Origin of the sequence: Mangrovimonas xylaniphaga, from assembly GCF_001280435.1 — a bacterium.
GTDB classification, from domain to species: Bacteria; Bacteroidota; Bacteroidia; order Flavobacteriales; family Flavobacteriaceae; genus Mangrovimonas_A; species Mangrovimonas_A xylaniphaga.
The window spans coordinates 623,131-644,906 of record NZ_LBIP01000013.1 but is presented as its reverse complement, the minus strand read 5'-3'; the positions used below and the strand labels follow the sequence as shown (position 1 = coordinate 644,906).

The window sequence follows — 21,776 nt, the reverse complement described above, 5'->3', positions numbered from 1 at the left end:
ATCAGAAGCAATGCATGTTACATATTGTTACTTGCAGTTTTTATTATATTCAGCTAACAATTGAAATATATCAATGTCAGTCATTACTCCAAATTCAATTTGCGGATCACAAATGACATTGTTGAATATTATTCCGTAAGGATGTTCAGGATTTTTTAGTCTGTCAAGATATTTAATGCCATTTTTTGTTGAGTATTTAATTATCCTTTCCGTTATAATTTTAGTTTTTAGGTCAGTTTTTGAAATCGAATCGAGGAAATTGTTAGCGTAATAAGCATAATCAGAATCAACTTCATAAAGTCCGCTGTTTTCGTCGTTCTGTTCCTTGAGTAATTCTTCAAATTCATTTTCGTTTGGGTGAAAGAAAATAATATTGAAATTTTCAATATCAATTGTGTCAAGTTTAAATTCTTTCTTTTGTTCAATACGATTGGAATCCTCAATGTTTATTGATTTTTCCACATTTTTTTTAATGTCTGTTTTTGCTTCTTTGGCAAAATCAAACATATCTAATCCGAAATATCCTAGTCCAAGAATTAATGAGCTAATTAGCGTTATTAAAATTACTTTTTTCATTGGTCAGTTTAAATTGCAAGTAACGGTTTGTGTATAGTTTCGTTGCGTGAAAATCCGCAGGATTTTCGTGTTAAGAAACTAAGATAATAAAGTTGCGAGGATTTTCCGCGAGGAAAATCAGAAGCAATGAATTATGCACGGTGTTGTACAACGTTTTTTAATATTTTATTGTCGTTAAAACGGCAAAATCGGCATATTTTCCTGAACTATGTTTACGTACGTTAATACATAAATTAAGGTCGTATTGCGAAAGGATTGAACTATTAATGAAAAGAATACTATCATTTTTTTCCTCAAAGTCAGATTTTAAATCATAACTTTTTTTTGATAAAATTACTTGAACATTGGGCGGAAGATGTGCTTTGTTTCCTTGTATCAAGTCATAATATTCTTTTTGGTCAGAAATTATCGGATACTTCTCTAATTGTGTTAATTGATAGACAAAAAGAGTAATTGCGTCAGGAATTTTTCTAAAATCAATTGATGAATAATCATCGTTCGGTCGATTTCCAGTTTTATCCTTCACTGTAACAGTTCCTGATTTGTGGAAGTTAAATTTATGGACTTTAAAATCTTTAAATTCCGCATCTTTAGCAAGAAATGTCTGTCCATTTTCTATAGAATCTGAATTTAATTCTCCAATTATATTTCCTTTAAAATAATCGTGAAAAGCTAATGAACCATCACTTGCTGCTCTAAAAATCGAAAAAATCTTTATTCTCGAATTTCCCAGATTTACACAAAATCTAATTTGGTCACCTTCAGTAGATATTATTTCGGTAATCAAAAATTCAGTTTTTAATGTTGTACAACGGTTTGTGTATAGTTTCGTTGCGTGAAAATCCGCTAGGATTTTCGGGTTAAGAAACTAAGATAGTAAAGTTGCGAGGATTTTCCGAGAGGAAAATCAGAAGCAATGAATTATACACTGTGTTGTAGATAGTTTTATAAATTCAATAATTTTTTCTCTCTTTTTACCTTCATTAAATTCCAAAATCCATTGAGGACAAATAATAAGGTAAATATAGGAACGAAATAAAAGTGTTCTTTTAAAAGTAAAACCCAAAAGATTAAATCGAAAACAAGACCAATATAAATTTTAAAATTTATCAATTCGTATGAACTTCGGAATCCGTATTTTCTCATCCATTGAGTAATTGGATAAAGCATAGTGTGTTTTAATCCTATGTACTTTGATTTTGAATATTCGTTGTCATTCAAAGTGTTCTGAAGCACTTTTAAGTAATTTAAAAGATTTTCTTTATGCTTTTTAGTTTGTGATTGAGGATTGGCAATAACTAAAAATTCTGCAATTCGTATTAGATAATTAAGCTTAATATTAGCCTTTATCTCCATTTCTTTTTTGTTATCAAATGCATTGACCAAAGAGTAAAACTCATTTAAGAACAGTAGATTTTCTTCAGTTAAAGGTTCTTTGGACATAAAGTTATAATTATCTACAACGGTTTGTGTATAGTTTCGTTGCGTGAAAATCCGTAGGATTTTCGTGTTAAGAAACTAAGATAGCAAAGTTGCGAGGATTTTCCGTGAGGAAAATCGGAAGCAATGAATTATACACTGTGTTGGCTATAGTGTTGATTTGTTTTTAAGCTCAATTCTGTGCTTTTCTAAGAGATCATCAAACTCTTGCCAAAAACCTGACCATTCAGACTTATAATACTCGTCTGTAAAGTCTCTATTTTTATCTTTAAAAAATCGTTTGATTTCGTCACAAAACCTGACAATTTCTCTAATATAAGTTTTGCGTTCAACATTTACTCGTCCGATGGAGTAATTAATTAGGTCCTTACTGTCAGTAGTAAGTAGTTTTCTAGGGTCAGAAATAACCACATTACCATTTTTATGTGATACTTGCCAATCAACTGAAATTGGGCAACCTAGCATTGCAAGTTGTCCGCAATGTTGAATTATTGGAAATGAACTATTTGTATCGTGTGAGTTATTTATTGTCCTTAGCAACATTAAACCAGCTGTATTTAATGTCCAGTCATTATCTTGCTCATCTATAATTATTGTTTCTCCAATTTCAAGCTGAATTAATCCATGGGAACATAAATCAGTTTTATTGTTTGGGTTTTTGTCAATCCAATATTGGTCAAGTATTTTAATTTTGAAGTTTTTCATTCAAGACATTATAGCCAACGGTTTGTGTATAGTTTCGTTGCGTGAAAATCCGCAGGATTTTCGTGTTAAGAAACTAAGATAGTAAAGTTGCGAGGATTTTCCGTGAGGAAAATCGGAAGCAATGAATTATACACGGTGTTGTGTAACGTTTTTTTTATTCAGTTTATCATTTAATATTATCAGTCCAAGTATTACTGTCAGAGCGAAAATTGATGAAAATGAAAATGCACCTTTTATATTTTCCTCAAATGGTTTTTTAAAAGATTCGAAAAGTACAATTTCTCCAAATCCTCCCATAATCCACATTGTCAGTTCGTAAATAAGAAATGCAACAATTAATGAGGTCAATTTATTCCGCAAACTGATTATCCTTTTTCTAAAGAGCAAAACGAGAGTGATTTCAATTCCGAATACTATTAGCAAAACTATTCCGACGAGAAAAGGTGTCATCCCGATGTCTCCACCTGGTAATGTCGATTGATGAATCCAAATCATAAAAAATGTCATTGTCAAGATTGGATAAATCAGACAATAAATTATCATTTCATATTTATTCAGATTGTTCATTTTTGAAATTCTGACTAACGTCAAATTTTTAGTTTATAAAATTCCACAAAATTTGCACGTTAGCCAACGAAATTAATCTCGTTTTCATGATATTGGGAATGTTGCACAACGGTTTGTGTATAGTTTCGTTGCGTGAAAATCCGATAGGATTTTCGGGTTAAGAAACTAAGATAGCAAACTTGCGAGGATTTTCCGCGAGGAAAATCGGAAGCAATGAATTATACACGGTGTTAGCCACCGTTTTTTATTTTTTCTAGTTCAAGTAAAACTCCGCCTTTTTGTAATTGAGCAATCTTATCCTGAACTTTTTGGTCAGAAAGATTTTCATCAGTCCAAAAGTAGGTTGGTATTTTCTTTATTTTCAATTTTAGAGAATCAGTGGTCAGACTTTCAATTCCATATTCAAATACCATATCTAAATCGACCATAATTAATTTTTTCTCATCAATTCGATAAGTAACCGAAGAGAAAAAATCCGATTTATTCTTCTCATAAACTTGGTGTTTTCCGTTTTCCGAAAATTCAAAAATTGTATTTAAATAAAGTTTTTTTCCGTTAGATATTATTTGAAAAGGTTCAACATTCGATTTAATCACTTTCCATTTTCCAATAATTGGACTTTTAATTTGTTTTTCCGTTTTTATATTTTGTTCAAAGTCAGATTTTTTATTCTCCGATTTACAGCCAATAAAAACAATTAGGATTAATATATAGGAAATGTGCTTCATTAATGATGGCTAACGGTTTGTGTATAGTTTCGTTGCGTGAAAATCCGTAGGATTTTCGTGTTAAGAAACTAAGATAGCAAACTTGCGAGGATTTTCCGCGAGGAAAATCGGAAGCAATGAATTATACACGGTGTTGTACACCGTGTTTTTTTTATTTTTTAAAAACATTAATAATCTATTTGCTCCTCACCATAATTTTCTCTTCTACCATTATTCTTATCGATTTTTACTATATATGTAGGATTTCCAGATCCAGCACCACGCTCGTTAATCAATATGTAGTTATCAAAGTCCGATTTAAAAGCTACAAATCCCTGATAGTTATTTTTTAATCTAATGTCTAATGGAATTATAGAGTCATTTTTAAGCTTTAAATGAATGCACTTAAATTTTGAATCTGAAGAATAAGTTATTTTACAATTGTTACTCAGATTTTTTATTGAGTCAATTTTTGTGGCGTAATGAGATTCTAATTTTTTTGCTTCATCATATAGTGTCTCAGGAATTTGTGAATAGCCTTTAAGGCATACTAAAACTAATATAACGGAGATGACGTATTTCATTATTGTTTATTCAAGATTTTTGCATGGTTTACAACGGTTTGTGTATAGTTTCGTTGCGTGAAAATCCGCAGGATTTTCAGGTTAAGAAACTAAGATAGTAAAGTTGCGAGGATTTTCCGCGAGGAAAATCGGAAGCAATGAATTATACACTGTGTTGTATGCCGTATTTATTTTGTTGTTAAATCAATACCCTCTGGTACTTCACCCAACATTTCTTGTTCGACAATTTTAATTTCGTCCGATAACATATTGCTAAATGTGTCCCAATTGTTGATTAGTTCACCATTTTTTCGGTAACAAAGAATTTTTTGATCATCGTAAAAATATCCGACATTTTCATCATAATTGTAAGACCGTCCACCGAAATGAAACAGCTCTGGGTCAACATCAAATTCTCTAATCCAATTATTGTTGGCTGTAGTCAGATCATGACATTGTAAAATACTTCGATTTAATTGTCCTGAATTATATAGGGTTGGCGTCAGTCCATACAGAGAGAGGTCATAAATAAATCCTCCGTTGATGCTTATTAAAAAGTCTATGTAAAATTTAGGGATTTCTTTTCCGGTTCTCTTTGTGAATTCAGAGAACCAATTGACCTGTGCTCCCTGATATAGCATCAATCCCCAGTTCAATCTTGCTACCCAAGGTCGGTGTAGGATGTTCAGAACAGAGTCATTCATGTTTGAATTGTTCTCAATATATTTTTTTGCTTGATTTGCAATTGAATCTAATTCTGGTGGTAAGTTGTCAATTCTATTTATAATTTCATTCATGTCGGGTATATGGCATACAACATAGGGCTAAACACCATGGTATTTATTCCCGTTATATCTGTATGGTTGTTTATTTTGGCTAAAGTTAACTGTTTTTACATACGTATTGTACGAAAAAACTTTGCTTTGTATCGTGTAGTGCATTGATCGGTTGGCTTGGTTGACCGCTAAAATAATAAAAATATAAGATGGTTTTGTAGGGATTTCCGTAATTATTTTTCATCCAGTTTACAGGAATAATAGTTATTGGCATATTGAAACCGTTAGTTTTATTTTAGATGTTAATTCTTAAAATTTAATTACTATATTTGATTAAAATAAGTCTAATTACCGTAAACCATTTCGTAAACGGTTTTTCTAAATAAAGGTGTTTTTAGCGTCAAATTCGGGGTTGTTTTCAAACTCATAACCCGAAGGTTACTGGTTCGAGTCCAGTTCCTGCTACTAATTGGAAATCATTCAGATAAGCAGTTTAGTTCACGCTAAACTGCTTTTTTATGTCCAATTTGAATGAATTGCTTAAATTAGAACAAGAAAGTGAACACGTTTTAGAACACGATTTGCCAACCAAACGTCTTTTTTTCAATCCAAAGATCCATACGGCAATAGTAATGTTTTTTCGAACAGACTCAGCCATAATTAGGAGCCTGCCTTCTCCCAATTTTTAAGCATTTCGAGGAACTCCGTCTTACCAATCTTTCCAACCGCGTAATCAAGTACCCTTCCCTCAGGATCGGTAAAAATTGTTATTGGCGTGCCTCCAATTTTATAATGCTTTACAATTTCTGCGGCATTGGGGTCGTCGATATTGATCATTACTGGTACAACTTGCGAATTGATGGCCTGCATGACTTCTTTATCCGCAAAAACTTCACGTTTCATAATTCGGCATGGCACACACCACTCTCCAGTGAAAAATAGGAGCATCTTCTTGTTGGAATCATTGGCAAGTTCCTTTGCTGAGATCATATTGTCTGCCCAGGCCACATCATTGGAAGGTACATAAAAGGAATACCACGCATAAGCAAGGGAAACCACAAGGAAAGTGAGCCAGAACCATCTCCAAAACGGATGGGACTTCTTTTTTTTAATTTCTGGGGAGTTGGTCGATGGATTGGCGGTGTCAATATCTGTATGTTTCATACTTGGCAATAATTTAAAAATCTGTAAGTAATGGTTGGCTAAGGCATCAGTTTTGGGAAGGGGCTTGTGTAAGGTCTCCATTGTAGGATTACTTGGATTAAAGATAGGTAAAGAAAACCGACTTACAGGACAGCAGGTGATTTTTCGATAGGTAAAACGATGTCCTCCTTCAAAAGTTATATAAATACTGGACTGTTTAAGGGCAATTAGGTGATTTATCCCTTGTATATAGCCTTTAAAGTGCTATTTTCGCCAGAATTAATTTTAAACCTTGAATCTATGAAAGAACTTTTAGAACAAATCGGCGCACAATTCGAAGCATTTTCAACTGATGCAGCAGCACAATTGGAGAATGGAAACAAAGCCGCAGGAACAAGAGCTCGTAAAGCAACTTTGGAAATGACCAAGTTAATGAAGGAATTTCGTAAAGTGTCCTTAGAAGCTTCAAAGCAATAAGGTATCTTTAGATTAGTTATTTTGCTGTAGTTGGTATCAACTTCGAGAACACACAAATAATAGAAAACAGCTCCATTTTTTGGAGCTGTTTTTTGTTTATATCAACAATTTGAAGGTTCTTTCAATAACTTCCCTTCATAATAAAACCAATCAAAAACAGCTTTGTTTTGGAGTCCTTGCCATTGCTGGTTACGTACATGCCTATGCCTGGGCCATTGAACATTGCATTCCCTTGAAGGTCTGCAATGACAATCAGGTTTTGTTTTTATCCAATGGGTTTTAGTGCATCCAAAGTTTCTCCGTACCTAAATTGAATGTCCAAATCGTTGCCTTCTACATGAAAATAGACCTATTTGTTTTTGTAAGTTATACGGGCTATTTCTGTTTGGTCACCTTTAAAGGCCTTGATCAAGACCAAGGAATTCTTGTCTTTTAAAAGTTTGAAGTGATTTTTATTGGTTCTGTAAACTGTTAGACCGGCCTGTTCATTGTCTTTAGAAGTTTTAAAAGTCATCTTGGTTGACGCCTCAAATTTATGGTGTGCAATACACTAAACAACCTAAAAGAACGGTCTTTCGGAATTTAGAAGTGGAAACAACAAAAATATTTGGTCTTTGGTCCCAGGATCCAACCGCTCCCTTTGCGGATTTTCACATATCGGCAACATCCTTTAACGTGGTTGATCCTGATGAAGGAGGTCATAATCCTTATAATTTGTAAAAAGATAAAATTACGGTATTTCATAAGGGGCTTAAGCATAAAGGCACCATTACTTATTCGGTAAATGATACGCTAAAAATAAAATGGACCGATAGTGATTTTGAAACACTGTATGTTAGAGTTGGAAGTTAATAGTTGGAGGGTATTGTTAATTGTCTCACTTGATGAAGTGCTTTTGTGTCTTTTTAAATTTCGGCCAATTTTATTTATACCGATATCGTAAACTAATTTAAGAGGGCTTCTAAGCAACGATCGTCGCAACGGTTATTTTTAGTAAATTTAAGTCATGTGTTTCCATGTTAGTACATATCAAGAGCCGGAAAATTTAGAAAGGAATTTTAAGGTAAAATTAGCAGATGAAAGCCTACGGCCTTATTTCAAACAACCACATTACCATCACAATGGCTTTTCCCATCCCAACATGTTGGTCATTCCTCAAGAAAACTCGGCGGTTTTGGCACCCGGGGGTTGGGGCATCGTTCCAAAGGACAGAACAGTGGAAGAAATCAAACCCTATTACAAAGAATCTGTGAAGTATGGGGCCGGCTTAAATGCCCGTTCCGAAAAAGTATTCCAACATTTTCTCTACAGGGAATCCATCATGGAAAAAAGGTGCATCATACCCGTGTCTGGCTTTTTCGAACCCCATGAACACAAAGGCAAAAAATACCCTTTTTACTTTAGGGATAAAGAAAACAAGCCCTTGGCATTGGCAGGCCTTTATACCCTTATCGGTACCTATATTACCTTTACCATCCTAACTAGGGAAGCCTCTCCCTTGTTTGCCAAAATCCATAATAAGAAAAAACGGCAGCCATTGATACTCGATGCCGATTATGCTCATAACTGGCTGTCCATGGACCTTACCCAATCAGACATCAAGGACATCATTAACTATACCTTTCCTGAAGAGCGCCTCGAAGCCTATTCGGTGAGCAAAGATTTTTTTAGTCCAAAAGTTGAAAGCGATGTGCCTAGTATTATTGAAAAGGTCGAGTATGCTGAACTTGCTTAAAAACATTCTGGGATAGGTAGGAGGTTCGTAATAATTCCTGTGATAATTTTGTGATAAAAAAAATATCACAAAATTATTTTTTGTTTTTTGAACTGTTGATTTAGTATGGAGCCTCTTGTTAATTAGTTGATTTTGACTATTGGTGTTTTAGGTGGAACTGTTGCAGTTGTTCAGTATTTTGTGATACGTTTATTGTTTTTAGGTCCATAAAAACAAACCCCCGATATGTAATCGGGGGCACACCTGTAATAGTATAATAACACTTATAAACTAATTCTATTTAAGGTGATTTGTTTTAATTTTTATGGAAGATGCTATCAGGTCCTTGGAACTGACTTTTAGATTGATGGTTCCTTCATTTTGATTACTTTTAATGATAATCAAAGCCCTTCCGTGAAATGCTTTTCTGGAATTCGAAATGTATGGGTCTGTATCCTTAAAATCGGCATTGGAAACTCCAATAATGGAACCTGGCCCTTCAATTTCAAAATGTAAAAGGTTATTGGCATTTGGAGATTTGATACCTGTGTCATCGGTAATTTCAACAACTACATAGGATAAATCTTCTCCGTTAGCCCCGATTTCAGTTCTATCCGCGGATAATTTAATTTTTGATGCTTTTCCAGAGGTTTTTAAGTAAACAGATTCCTTAGCAACATTATTGTCAATTCCAACAGCTTTTAAAGTGCCAGTTTGATAGGGAAGTTTGAATGTTGCCTTAAACTCCGTCTCTTTACCAACGGCTTTTTCTTCAATCAACTTATCGTTAAGATAAAGTTGTACTTTTGGGTATTTTGAATAGACTTCAACCTCAATGTCTTTCCCTTCCTTACCTGGCCAAGTCCAGCTTTCCCAAGTAGGCCAAACGCTCCAAAGGGTAACATGGGTTTTTATAGGTAATTGTTCAGGTTCCTTAACTGCCATGTATAGTTTTTCGGTTTCGTTGTACAACATGCTTCTGTAATGAGAAATAGGCTTTCTCCATCCGGTAAGATCAATATCTCCACAGTAGGCGCCATGCCAAGGAAAGAGGTCACGGTCATAGTGCTCTCCAGGGACATCTCCAGAATAATACCATCTTCCAATACCTGATTCTCCCAGATAATCCATAGCGGTCCATACAAAATCCCCAATAATATAGGGGTTACCATCAACCAAATTCCAACAGAAAAAGGCATCTTTTGGATAAGATTCTGTTTGAAGTATTATGCGGGACGGTACTCTTTCATGATCGGATGTGGCTTCATGTAATTGATAGTTGTATCCGCATACATCATGTTCTGCCATTAATGGATCAAAGACATCCCATCCTTGTCCCCATGTGGTCATTGCTGAGGTTACTGGTCTTGTCTTGTCTATGTCTTTTATGGCATTGACTAGCATTCTAGCTGTTTCAACAGCTTCTGGTTTGGTTCGTTCAATAATTTCGTTACCAATGCTCCACATAATAATAGACGGATGATTACGGTCTCTAAGAACCATGGCTTCAAGATCTTTTTGCCACCAATTATCAAATAAGGTTGCATAGTCATGTGGCGTTTTACTCTCTCTCCAACCATCAAAGGCTTCGTCTATAACCAAGAGCCCCAATCTATCACAGGCATTTAAAAAGGCTTTCGAAGGAATGTTATGTGCTGCTCGTACAGCATTAAAACCACTTTCTTTCAATAGTTCTACCTTTTTCTCTTCTGCGCGGTCATAGGCTGCGGCTCCAAGGCAGCCGTTGTCATGGTGAACACAACCACCATTTATCAAAACTTCTGTTCCGTTTAGTAAAAATCCTTTTTCAATACTAAATTCAATGTGTCTGATTCCGAAATCAAGTGTAAATCTGTCGATAGGTTTTCCTAGTTCCAATAGGGTAAGTTCAGCAGTATAAAGTTTTGGAGATTGTGGACTCCAAAGCTCTGGTCTTTTTACAGAAATCAGTTGTGAGATATCGCTTTTGCTTTCTGCCTCAACTTCTACCCAAGATTCATTGGTGCCTACTTTTTTTGAATTGTCATCAAAAATTGAAGTTTGTACTAGAATCTTTCTTTTTGATTTGGAAGTATTATTGATAGCAGTTTGTATTTGTGCCTTTGCCTTTTTTGAAGTGATTTCAGGTGTTGTGATATTAACTCCCCAAAGGTCGATGTGGATCGGCTCAGTTACGGTTAGCCATACATTGCGATAAATGCCAGATCCTGTATACCAACGACTATTTTTTTGTTGGGAGTTGTCTACTTTAACGGCAATGGTGTTTTCTTGCCCAGCTTTAATATAAGGAGTTAAATTGTAGTGAAAAGGTGTATAGCCGTACGGTTGAATACCAATGGATTTACCATTAATAAACACCTCGGAATTCATATAGACGCCTTCAAAGTAAATTCCTATTTTTTTTCCGTTCCAATTCTGTGGAACTTCAAAACTCTTCCGGTACCATCCTGTTCCGGTAGGGAAGTATCCGCCATCGTTGCCGGAGGGGTTGGAAGAATCGACAGTGCCTTCTATACTCCAATCGTGAGGTACATTTAAGGTTCGCCAATTGGCATCATCAAAATTGATTTTGGATGCCTCTGGTGTGTCTCCTAAATTGAATTTCCAATCAAAATTAAAATTCTGTTTGCGTAAGGAATCGATACTCTGTGCGAAGGCATTAGTAGTAACAACAATTAAAATAAATAGGAATGAGAATAATTTCATTATTTAATTTATGGATTTTGAAATCAAATTTTATGATTACAATTTCCTTTAAATTAAATAAAAACACAGCCTCATTTTAGGCGAAAAAAGTCACTAATTCGTCTTTAGGATATCCTAACGATTGTAAAGGTTTGGTTTTATGTTGTTGTGTTTTAAGTGTTTATGTGTCTTGGTTTTCTTTTAGTTTTTGTAGGTAATCACTTGGGTTTACGCCAAATTCTTCTTTGAAACATTGCCTAAAATAACTGCTACTGTTAATACCTACTTGGTACATAATTTCAGAAATATTGTATTGACCTGTAATCAAAAGCTGTTCTGCATAATTGATACGGACTTTTCTAATGAATTCATTAGCAGTTAGATTAGTCAAAGCTTTAATTTTTCTGTAAAGGGTAGAGTGGCTCATGTTCAATTGGGCAGCCACATAGGAGATGTTCATTTTCTCATCTTCCAAATTCTCCTCAATGACATCCGTTAGTTTTTTTAAAAATTCTTTATCCAGTTCCCCTATTGATTCATTTAAAAGCTCCTGTTTTTGTTTGAATTCCGATGAATTGGACAGAGAATGTTTTTGTCGTATATCAAGGATGTTTTTAAGACGGCTTTTTAAAAGATTGCTACTAAAAGGTTTTGTTAAATAGGAATCAATTCCCATATCATACCCTACCTTTTGGTCATGGAGGGAGCCTTTTGCCGTTAATAGGACAATTGGAATATGGCTGGTCCTTACATCCTGTTTGAGTTGCTTGCACATTTCCAAGCCATTCATAATTGGCATCATGATATCACTGATAATAATGTCTGGAATTTCCTCAGAAGCTATATCAAACCCAACTTTTCCATTTTCGGCAGAGATGATATTGTAAATGTCGCTCAAGGAATCTGAAATATACTCAACAATTTCAGGGTCGTCATCTACTACCAAAATGACATTTTTAGAATTTTCTTCCATTTCTTCGATTTGGTTCTCTTCAGGGTAGTAATGAACAGCTTCTGGGTAGCTATTGTTGGTAAGAAATTTGACTTTAAATTCTGTGCCTTTGTTCAGCTCACTGTCCACCGTAATTTCGGCTTCATGTAACTCCACCATATTTTTAGCAAGAGCCAGACCAATTCCTGTTCCTTTTACAGGGTGGGAGGTGTTTTTTGCTTGGAAATAACGATCGAATATATAAGGTAAATTCTCGTCTGAAATACCATATCCTGTATCGGAAACTACAATTTTGGTATACTCAATATTGTCTTCAAGACATTGTTTCAATTCCAGAGTGATAGAGCCCTCACGCGTATATTTGAAAGCATTAGACAATAGGTTATCGGTGATAATCGTGACAACATCAGGATCGAAAAAGATTTCTGTCTTGGTGTCCGGAATTATGATTTTGTAATCAATGCCGTTGCTTTTAGCGCGTTCTTTATATTTATCACCTATTTCATAAACATATTTGGCAAGGTCGTCTTTTATAACACTCAGTTTACGGCTTTTGTTTTCAGATTTTCTAAACTCCAATATTTGATTTACAATGCGTAACAACCTACTCGAAATGCGCTGGATCATGTGCAGTTTCTTGGATTGTTCTGGTGTAAACGATCCTTCTGAAATGAGGTCTTCCAAAGGCCCCAAAATTAAGGTCATAGGGCTGCGAAGTTCGTGAGTAATGTTGGTGAAAAACCTCAATTTTTCTTCATTTAAGTCCTGTTCCTGCTGACGACTCTTTTTTTCTAAAAGAAGATCGTTTTCAATCTTAAGTTTCTTTTTGTAAAATTTAAGAGCGAAATAGAACATAGTCAAAATTATGATGAAGTAGATCAATTTCATCCACCAAGTCAGCCAAATTGGAGGTGCAATCCTTATGGTTAAAGGTTTTATGTCTTCGGACCATGCGCTGTTTTGAATTCTCGCTTTTAGATTGAAGGTGTAATTTCCAGGTTTTAGGTTACGGAAGGTCACATCTTTGTCATCATCCAAAAACCAATTGTTATCGAGTCCTTTCATTTGGTAGGCAAATTCAACTTTGTTTGAAAGTGAATAATCCAAAACATTATAGTTGATTTGAATGGAATTTTGATTGTGGTTTAATTCAATACCATTGTAAAAGGGAATATCGGAGAACTCATTCAAATAGTTTTTGTTGCTAGAGACAGAAAATTTGGTAATGGAAGCATTGGCAGATGGCGTGGTTAATTGTTGCATATTCTGGTCAAACCAGGTAATCCCGTCCTGAGATCCAAAATATATTTTCCCGTCAGAGGTCTTAGCTACGGATGCATTTAGATAGTCGCCAGGGACAATTCCATCACTAATATCAAAGTTACTTATATGCATTGTGTTGAGGTCAATCTTGCTAATGCCATTAATGGTGCTCAGCCAAATATCCTGATCAGTAGCCCCTTTTGAAATTGCACGAATGTTGGATTCTTGCAGACCAGACATTTCTCCAACTCTTAGTACAGAATCTCTAGCCTTGTCTTTAATAAGGAAAAGATCATTTTCACTTCCTATCCAAATTCTATTTTTGGGATCTCTATATATGTGGTTGATCCGGTCAAAATTATAGGTTTGGCCATAGTTTTTTATAAGATTGAAATCTGGATTAAAAACCGAAAGTCCACCTATATAGGTTCCCACCCATAAGTTCCCTTCTTCATCTTCCGTAATAGCTCTAATAATGTCATCGGGTAGGTTTGAGTTGTGAATTGTATAAGCTAGACATTCTTTTGTAACAGGATTGTACATTCGTAGCCCAACATCCGTAGCAATCCATAAATTCCCTTTGGAATCTTCAAATAGATTGTAGATTGCATTGTTTTTGAGATCCGGAAAAGCATCCAAAACGGAAAAGGTTTCTTTTCCTGTATCAAAATAAAAAATATCGCCTTTGGATGTTCCTATCCAAATACCGTTTTGTTTTGAGGTGGAGAGACTTCGGAAACTTTGTTGGTATGGGATATTTGGAATGTTGTCAATTTGTTTGATTTTTGTGCCGTTTTCATAAACGGCAATGCCTCCAACACCGTTGGCCACCCATACTAGGTTATTTTTGTCCACACATATACTATGTGCAGGTTTGTCGTTAAGGCTATTGGTGTTATTTATATAGGGCAGGTACTTAATTTTATTAAAATTGCTTGGAGTGTTTGGAATAAAGTTCACACCGCCACCAAGTCCAGCTGCCCAAATATTTCCAAAGGAGTCTTGGAATACGGCATGCACAGAAGGGCTTGAAAGTCCACTAGGTGTTTCATTTGAGGAAATATGTTGAAAATTGACAGAGGTTAGATCTTTGTTGGTGTTAAAATCGGTTAAGTCCAAAATGTTCAATCCACCTTCTTCAGTACCTATATAGAGCTTATGGTCTGAGGATTCAAACATTTTTTGAATAAAGTTGTTTGATAGGGAATTGGGGTTTTCTGGATCATTTCTAAAGGTCACCATACGTTCACTAATCGGGTTGAAAAGTGTTAAACCGTTATGAGTTCCCAGCCATATTCTTCCTTTGGAATCTTTTAAAATACTGGTTACCGTATTATCCGCTAAGGAAGAAGGATCTCCCATTTTATGCCTGTAATTAACGGCAGTATTCGTTTTTGAATTAATAATACTAAAGCCTTCTCGTACATGTCCTGCATAAATTTTTTCGTCAGTATCATATAAAACACTCCAATTATAATTGGAGCCTAAGCCCGGAGTATTTGAAGTGTTGAAATTTATAAACTTATCGGATGCTCTATCAAATAGATCAATCCCTGCGTCATAATTTGCAAACCATAAGTTGCCATTTTCATCACCATCAATATCCGTAATTCCATTAGAGCTTAAGTCGTTGGTATTTGGGTTTAAATAATCATGTTCATAATGAGTGAAAACATGCGTTTTGTAATTGTAGGCATCTACACCGTTTTTTTCGGAAGCAATCCAAACTACATCATCAAATTTATCGGCATAGACATAGTTTAGAACATTACTGCAAATGGTATTTGGATCCGTTTCACTCGATTTAAAGACCTTAAAAGAGTTGACATGAAATCGGTTTAGGCCATCCTTGGTACATATCCATATAAAGCCTTCCTTGTCCTGAGTAATGCCAACGACATTACTGTTTGATAGGCCATCTTCAATTCCAATTTTTTTAATTTCGTTGACTTGGGCAATTGCAATAAATCCTGATAAAGAAAGTATGATTAAGAGTAGTTGCCTTTTGAATAGTGTCATAAAATTTTATGTTGTTTGCTCCCCCCTGTAAAAATAATTAAAATCTCATAAGCTCCTTCCGCAATTCCTTAAAGATTCTGGGGTTGACCGATTTCTGCCACTAGAATGACGAGTCTCTATAGCATGTCATCAGGACTATCTATCTAGCTTTATCCAAGGAATTTTTTCCAATTATTATTGAGTTTCTATGATAACATTTACTATTGGTTTTATTCATTGATTTTACTTCTCAACATGTTACGTAAAGTAGTTTTTAAAATATCAATAATGCTATTGTTTGTGGTCTGTGTTAACTGTAATAACAGTCATGAAACAGTTGGGAAAAAGCAACTTTTTGATCTCAATTGGAAGTTTAGTTACGGCGAGAGCAAGTTTGCTTCTGAGAATGATTTTAGTGATCATGGTTGGCAAAATATAGACTTGCCTCATGATTGGTCCACCGAAGCTGATTTCTCAATTCAAAAACCTAGTGCTCCTGGTGAGATTGTAGGATGGTATAGAAAACATTTTAATATACCTGAAAATTGGATTGGAAAGGATGTGATTATTGAATTTGAAGGTATCGGTAAAGGTGCCGAGATTTTTATTAATGGGCTCCAGATAACTGAATCCATCGGAAAATCCAATTCATTTCAATTGAATTTAAAATCATATCTGAACTATGAGGAGGAAAATGTGATTGCTATTAAGGTATCACAATCCCAAGAAGAATTTGAGTCAAGGGATATTAAAAATGGAATTTTTAACCATGTTTGGCTTATAGTAAAGTAGCTGTAATAGAGTGGCTTGAAGGGGAGGTGGTGAGAATGAGATACATTTTGATGAATTATAGATTATTTGATTGATTCATAAAAAATACATTAGCATAATGATAAATGCACATTTTTTAAGTTGTAAATGTGTTCATATTTAAATAAATAACAATTTACTAATTCTAAGACTTACTAACATTATGAATGAAAAACGTTGTTTTAATGGTTTGAGCCCTTGTTTTGAAACGAAATCAAAAACAAGCAAATCAAAAATGATTTTGGTGCTGATGCTCTTTTGTGGACTATTGGCATCGGCTCAACAAAAAACTATCACGGGTAATGTGGTAGATGAACAAAGTATGCCTTTACCCGGTGTAAATATTATTGTGAAAGGTACTACCAATGGAGTAACTACCGATTTTAATGGAGATTATACCATTTCCGATATTTCAGAGGGAGATATTCTTCAGTTTTCGTATATCGGTATGAAAACTCAGGAGGTTTTGGTAGGTGCTAAAACAAAAATTGACGTGGTGATGCTAACTGATGTCGCGTCTCTTAGCGAAATCGTTGTAGTTGGTTATGGTACTCAGAAAAAGGAAAATTTAACTGGAGCTGTTGGGGTGGTTGATTCGGAAAAATTGGAATCTAGACCAGTTCAAAATGCTACGCAAATGCTTCAAGGTACAGCAGCTGGGTTAAATATTGCCCAAACAGGAGGGGCCTTGAATGAAAGTCCAACTATAAATATTCGTGGTACGGCTACCATTGGGCAAGGTTCTACAGGAGCACCGCTGGTTTTAATAGACGGTATGGAGGGAGATCTTAACGCTTTAAACCCTCAGGATATTGAAAATATTTCAGTGTTGAAGGATGCTGCTGCCTCATCCATTTACGGGTCTAGAGCACCTTTTGGTGTAATTTTGGTAACTACCAAAAAAGGTAAAGAAGGCAAAATAAGAGTGACTTACAATAATAATTTCCGATGGAATACGCCTATCAATGTTCCGGAAATGATGGATTCCTACACATTTGCACTCTATTTTAACGATGCCAATATTAATGGAGGACAGTCCCCATTTTTTTCTGATGAGAGATTACAGGCAATTCTTGATTATCAAAATGGGTTGACCAATGACGAAATTGTTCAAAACCCTAGCAACCCTCAATATTGGGCAGATGGTTATGGTTATGGTCAAGCCAATAATGACTGGTATGACGTGATTTATAAAGATCATTCTTTTTCGGAAGAACACAATTTTAGTGTGAGTGGAGGAACTGATGCTCTTCAATATTACGGTTCTGGAAACTATTTGGGGCAAGATGGTCTTATGGAGTTTAATACAGATACTTTTAAAAGGTATACTACAACGGCCAATATTAAAGCAAAGCTATCAGAATGGGCTGAAGTAAGTGTGAGCAATCGTTTTATCCGTGAAGATTTTAAAAGACCAGCGGCTTTGACTGATGGCTTGTTTGAAACACTTGCAAGACAGGGGTGGCCAATGCTTCCGGTTTATGATCCAAATGGAAATTTATTTTCTTCGCCATCGCCAGCATTAGGTTTAAGAGATGGTGGACAGGATAAAACCCAGAATGATTGGTTGTATCAACAAGGACAATTGATTTTGGAGCCTGTTAAGGATTGGACCATTACAGGAACCTTAAATTACCGTACCAGAAATGAGTTCCGTCATTGGGATACTCAAAAAACGTATAACTATGATGTAGATGGTAATCCTGTCCCTTATGGTAACTTTAGTCAAGTGCACGAACAGGGCTTTAAGGAAAACTACTTAAATACCAGCCTTATTACTGAGTATCAAAGAGAAGTAGGTGAGGGACATAATTTTAAGGTATTGTTTGGGTATCAGTCAGAGTTGAACAAAACACGCTTTTTATCAGCTGAAAGAGATGGGATAATTGTTGCCTCTCTACCAACCATCAATACAACTTCAGGAACCGATTTTAATGGGGAAATTGTTCCTCCAGGTGTTGCAGGTGACTATAACCACTGGGCTACTGAAGGTGTCTTTGGTCGTTTAAATTATAACTATAAGGAGCGGTATTTAATAGAGGGGAATTTACGTTATGATGGAACCTCTAGATTTAGATCAGACAAACGTTGGAACTGGTTTCCTTCAGTTTCCGCAGGATGGAATGTTGCTAAAGAGCCTTTTTGGGAACCGTTGGTTGATGTGGTAGGAACCTTCAAATTTAGAGGGTCTTATGGTGAATTGGGAAATCAAAACACTAGTAATTTGTATCCTACCTACCAAACAATGCCAGTGGGGACATCCAATGGAGGGTGGTTGATAAATGGTGCGCAACCAAATACAAGTTCAGCGCCTGGATTGGTGAGTCAAAGCTTGACTTGGGAGCGTATCAAAAGCTGGAATGTAGGTTTGGATTTGGCCTTGTTTAATAACAGGCTTTCTGCAAATTTCGATTACTATAACCGTTATACTTTGGATATGGTGGGGCCAGCGCCAGAGTTACCAGTTATTTTAGGAGCTTATGTGCCAAGTGTTAATAATACCGATTTAAAGACCTATGGTTTTGAATTGGCCTTAAGTTGGAGAGATCGCTTGGAAAATGGCTTAGGCTATAGTGTTAATTTCTTGCTGTCGGATTCTCAGACAAAAATTACTCGCTATCCAAACCCTTCGGGAAATCTAGATACCTATGTAGAAGGTCGTATGTTGGGTGAAATTTGGGGTTATGAAACCGTTGGGATTGCTAGAGATGAGGAAGCAATGGAATCGCACTTGGCTTCTTTGCAGAATGGAGGCCAAGATGCCTTGGGAAGCCAATGGGCCGCAGGAGACATCATGTACAGTGACTTAAATGGTGATGGAAGAATTGATTCTGGAGCTTATACCGAAGGAGATCATGGAGATCTTAAGGTTATTGGAAATAATACAGCACGCTTTCCTATGTCTGTAGATATCAATTTGGACTATAAAGGGTTTGATTTTAGAGCCTTTTTCCAAGGAGTACTAAAACGTGATTATTACGTAAACAGCTACTACTTCTGGGGTGCCTGGGACTGGGGTGTTTGGTGGTCTACCGGTTTGGAGCAGCATAAAGATTACTATCGTGCAGATCCAGACCATCCATTAGGTCAAAATTTGGATTCCTATTATCCGCGTCCTCTATTTGGAAATAACAAAAACCATCATGCCCAAACAGGCTATTTACAAGATGCTTCTTATGTGCGCCTAAAAAACCTTCAGTTTGGATATAGTTTGCCAGATGAGGTAATTGACAAGCTTGGATTGCAAAAAATGCGTTTTTACATTTCAGGAGAAAATCTTTTGACTTGGACCAAAATGACCGATATATTCGATCCAGAAACTATTGGCTCGAAATGGACAGGGAACAATTACCCGCTGTATAGAACCATTTCTTATGGTTTAAGCATTAATTTTTAAAATTGAAAAGGAATGAAAACACACTATAAATTAACAGTAGTATTTGCGTTGGTTGGTATGATTTTCTTCACTTCCTGTGAAGACGATTTCTTGGATAGAGAGCCTCTTTCAAGTATTACACCAGATCAATATTTGTGGGATGAGGCAGAGCTTGCAGCCTATGCAATTGAACGATATGGAACATTGCCTACACATGGACAATGGTCTTTTGGAACCTTCGGTATAGATGCGAATACCGATAATATGGCTTCCTTTGGATATGATAATAAATATGCACCAGGACAATGGCGTGTGGGACAATCTGGTGGGGATTGGGATTTTTGGAATATACGTCAATGTAACTATTTCCTAGAGACGGTAATCCCTCGTTGGGAAGCTGGTGAAATTACTGGAAGCCCTCAAAATGTTGACCATTACATAGGAGAGATTTATTTTTTTAGAGCTTATGAATACTTTAAAAGAGTACAGACACTGGGTGATTTTCCTATCGTAGAAACAACCCTTCCGGATGAATGGGAAACCTTGACCGAGGCTAGTAAAAGAGCACCAAGAACAGAAGTGGTAAGATTTATTCTTTCAGATCTTGATGAGGCAATCAATTTGTTGGCTGCCGGCTCACCGGATGGGGCCAAAAACAGAATCAACAAAGCCTGTGCTCAATTGTTGAAATCAAGAGTAGCATTGTATGAGGCAACATGGTTGAAATATTTTAACAATACGGCCTTTGTACCAAACGGACCTGGATGGCCCGGTGCTGATTACAATCCAGGGTACCAATTCCAGGCAGGAAGTCTTGAAGGAGAAATCGACTGGTTGTTTGACCAATCTATGGAAGCCGCGGCAGCCGTGGCAAATACGTATGGTTTGACACCAAATAATGGGGTGCTTCAACAATCGCTTAGCGATGCCAATAATCCATATTTCGACATGTTTAGTTCTGTCGACATGTCTGGATATAATGAGGTGTTGTTATGGAGACGTTACGATGGAGGACTGGGAATAACCCATAATGTGCCTGTATATGCGCAATTAGGGAACCATGGTGTTGGGTTAACCAGAGGAATGGTAGAAAGTTTCGTAATGGAAGATGGACTGCCTATTTATGCGGCATCCAATTATCAAGGCGATGATTTAATTTCTGATGTAAGACAAAATAGAGATGGTAGACTTTGGTTGTTTTTAAAGGAGCCAGATCAAGTAAATGTTTTGTATGAATCTACAATTGGCACCCATGCCACACCAATAGAGCCAATTCCTAACATTACCAATTCCAATCCAGAACAGGGATATAGTACTGGTTATGCTATCCGAAAAGGTCTGAATTACGATGCGGCACAATGTGCCAATGGAGGTGGATATACTGGAGCTATTGTATTTAGAGCGACAGAGGCTTACCTAAATTACATTGAAGCGTGTTACGAAAAGAACGGTAGCTTAGATGGTACGGCTAGTTCTTATTGGATGGCGATAAGAAATCGAGCAGGTGTTAATACCGATTACCAAGTAACTATTTCAAATACACAGATGAGCTTGGAGGCCCAAAACGATTGGGGAGCCTATTCTGCTGGACAATTGATCGATCCAACTCTTTATAATATCAGACGTGAAAGACGTTGTGAGTTGATGGCAGAAGGACTTCGTTGGATGGACTTGAAACGTTGGAGAGCCATGGATCAAATGATTGATGAGCCTTATCATATTGAAGGATTTAAGCTTTGGGGGCCAATGCAGGATTGGTACAATGCTTCTAACTTAACTTATGGAACACCTTCAGCAAGTGTGTCTTCTCCATCCTTGAGCGACTACTTGAGACCTTATGAAAAAACAGGAAATGAATTGGTGTTTGATGGGTATAGATGGACCATGGCGCATTATTTAAACCCTATTGCGGCATCACACTTTCTAATAACAGGAGGTTCTAGCTCTCCGATTTATCAAAATCCGGGATGGTCTACCTCAGCCAATACTGCTCCAAGCGATATTTAAGATTAGGTCATTAATAA

General features: G+C 36.1%; 17 protein-coding genes. 5 read left to right on the top strand and 12 right to left on the bottom strand.

The window, feature by feature from the left end:
• Nucleotides 1–27: 27 nt before the first annotated feature.
• From ZA06_RS02925 to ZA06_RS02885, 9 genes are all read right to left on the bottom strand, one after another.
• Nucleotides 28–576, bottom strand: coding sequence for a hypothetical protein (locus tag ZA06_RS02925; protein WP_053975907.1), 549 nt, complete (start codon nucleotides 574–576; stop codon nucleotides 28–30).
• Between the two features lie 157 nt (nucleotides 577–733).
• On the bottom strand, nucleotides 734–1,363 hold the full coding sequence (locus tag ZA06_RS02920) for a hypothetical protein (protein WP_053975906.1): 630 nt from the start codon (nucleotides 1,361–1,363) through the stop codon (nucleotides 734–736).
• Between the two features lie 158 nt (nucleotides 1,364–1,521).
• A complete protein-coding gene (locus ZA06_RS02915) occupies nucleotides 1,522–2,019 on the bottom strand; it encodes a hypothetical protein (RefSeq protein WP_053975905.1) in 498 nt (165 codons plus the stop codon).
• Between the two features lie 144 nt (nucleotides 2,020–2,163).
• The gene (locus ZA06_RS02910) at nucleotides 2,164–2,721 is read right to left on the bottom strand and encodes a hypothetical protein (protein ID WP_053975904.1); all 558 of its coding nucleotides are present in this window, start codon (nucleotides 2,719–2,721) and stop codon (nucleotides 2,164–2,166) included.
• Between the two features lie 126 nt (nucleotides 2,722–2,847).
• The gene (locus ZA06_RS02905; protein ID WP_157503062.1) at nucleotides 2,848–3,216 is read right to left on the bottom strand and encodes a hypothetical protein; all 369 of its coding nucleotides are present in this window, start codon (nucleotides 3,214–3,216) and stop codon (nucleotides 2,848–2,850) included.
• A 302-nt stretch (nucleotides 3,217–3,518) separates the two neighbouring features.
• On the bottom strand, nucleotides 3,519–4,016 hold the full coding sequence (locus tag ZA06_RS02900; RefSeq protein WP_053975902.1) for a hypothetical protein: 498 nt from the start codon (nucleotides 4,014–4,016) through the stop codon (nucleotides 3,519–3,521).
• Between the two features lie 167 nt (nucleotides 4,017–4,183).
• Nucleotides 4,184–4,579, bottom strand: coding sequence for a hypothetical protein (locus ZA06_RS02895; protein WP_053975901.1), 396 nt, complete (start codon nucleotides 4,577–4,579; stop codon nucleotides 4,184–4,186).
• A gap of 167 nt (nucleotides 4,580–4,746) precedes the next feature.
• Nucleotides 4,747–5,262, bottom strand: coding sequence for a hypothetical protein (locus tag ZA06_RS02890; RefSeq protein ID WP_157503060.1), 516 nt, complete (start codon nucleotides 5,260–5,262; stop codon nucleotides 4,747–4,749).
• Between the two features lie 732 nt (nucleotides 5,263–5,994).
• The gene (locus ZA06_RS02885; RefSeq protein WP_240472193.1) at nucleotides 5,995–6,579 is read right to left on the bottom strand and encodes a thioredoxin family protein; all 585 of its coding nucleotides are present in this window, start codon (nucleotides 6,577–6,579) and stop codon (nucleotides 5,995–5,997) included.
• A 198-nt stretch (nucleotides 6,580–6,777) separates the two neighbouring features.
• Here ZA06_RS02885 and ZA06_RS02880 point away from each other — a divergent pair, with 198 nt between their 5' ends.
• Nucleotides 6,778–6,954: a histone H1 gene (locus ZA06_RS02880; protein ID WP_053975899.1), complete on the top strand. Its 177-nt coding sequence runs from the start codon at nucleotides 6,778–6,780 to the stop codon at nucleotides 6,952–6,954.
• Between the two features lie 349 nt (nucleotides 6,955–7,303).
• Here the strand turns inward: ZA06_RS02880 and ZA06_RS16860 are convergent, their stop codons facing one another.
• Entirely contained in the window at nucleotides 7,304–7,501 is a 198-nt protein-coding gene (locus tag ZA06_RS16860; RefSeq protein WP_262493376.1) for a beta-xylosidase family glycoside hydrolase, read from the bottom strand.
• 459 nt (nucleotides 7,502–7,960) lie between these two features.
• Between ZA06_RS16860 and ZA06_RS02870 the strand changes: the two genes are divergently transcribed.
• Nucleotides 7,961–8,689, top strand: coding sequence for an SOS response-associated peptidase (locus tag ZA06_RS02870; RefSeq protein WP_053975897.1), 729 nt, complete (start codon nucleotides 7,961–7,963; stop codon nucleotides 8,687–8,689).
• Nucleotides 8,690–8,965: 276 nt separating this feature from the next.
• On the opposite strand, the gene ZA06_RS02865 is transcribed toward ZA06_RS02870, so the two are convergent.
• Complete coding sequence (locus ZA06_RS02865) at nucleotides 8,966–11,374, bottom strand: sugar-binding domain-containing protein (protein ID WP_053975896.1); 2,409 nt, start codon at nucleotides 11,372–11,374, stop codon at nucleotides 8,966–8,968.
• A 160-nt stretch (nucleotides 11,375–11,534) separates the two neighbouring features.
• Entirely contained in the window at nucleotides 11,535–15,587 is a 4,053-nt protein-coding gene (locus tag ZA06_RS02860; protein WP_053975895.1) for a hybrid sensor histidine kinase/response regulator transcription factor, read from the bottom strand.
• Nucleotides 15,588–15,854: 267 nt separating this feature from the next.
• Here ZA06_RS02860 and ZA06_RS02855 point away from each other — a divergent pair, with 267 nt between their 5' ends.
• The 3 genes from ZA06_RS02855 (at nucleotide 15,855) to ZA06_RS02845 (ending at nucleotide 21,759) form a co-directional block, all read left to right on the top strand.
• On the top strand, nucleotides 15,855–16,358 hold the full coding sequence (locus tag ZA06_RS02855) for a sugar-binding domain-containing protein (RefSeq protein ID WP_053975894.1): 504 nt from the start codon (nucleotides 15,855–15,857) through the stop codon (nucleotides 16,356–16,358).
• 181 nt (nucleotides 16,359–16,539) lie between these two features.
• The gene (locus ZA06_RS02850) at nucleotides 16,540–19,773 is read left to right on the top strand and encodes a SusC/RagA family TonB-linked outer membrane protein (RefSeq protein WP_082331906.1); all 3,234 of its coding nucleotides are present in this window, start codon (nucleotides 16,540–16,542) and stop codon (nucleotides 19,771–19,773) included.
• 12 nt (nucleotides 19,774–19,785) lie between these two features.
• Nucleotides 19,786–21,759 carry a RagB/SusD family nutrient uptake outer membrane protein gene (locus ZA06_RS02845; protein ID WP_053975893.1) on the top strand — a complete coding sequence of 658 codons (1,974 nt, stop codon included), beginning with the start codon at nucleotides 19,786–19,788 and terminating at the stop codon, nucleotides 21,757–21,759.
• Nucleotides 21,760–21,776 lie beyond the last annotated feature (17 nt).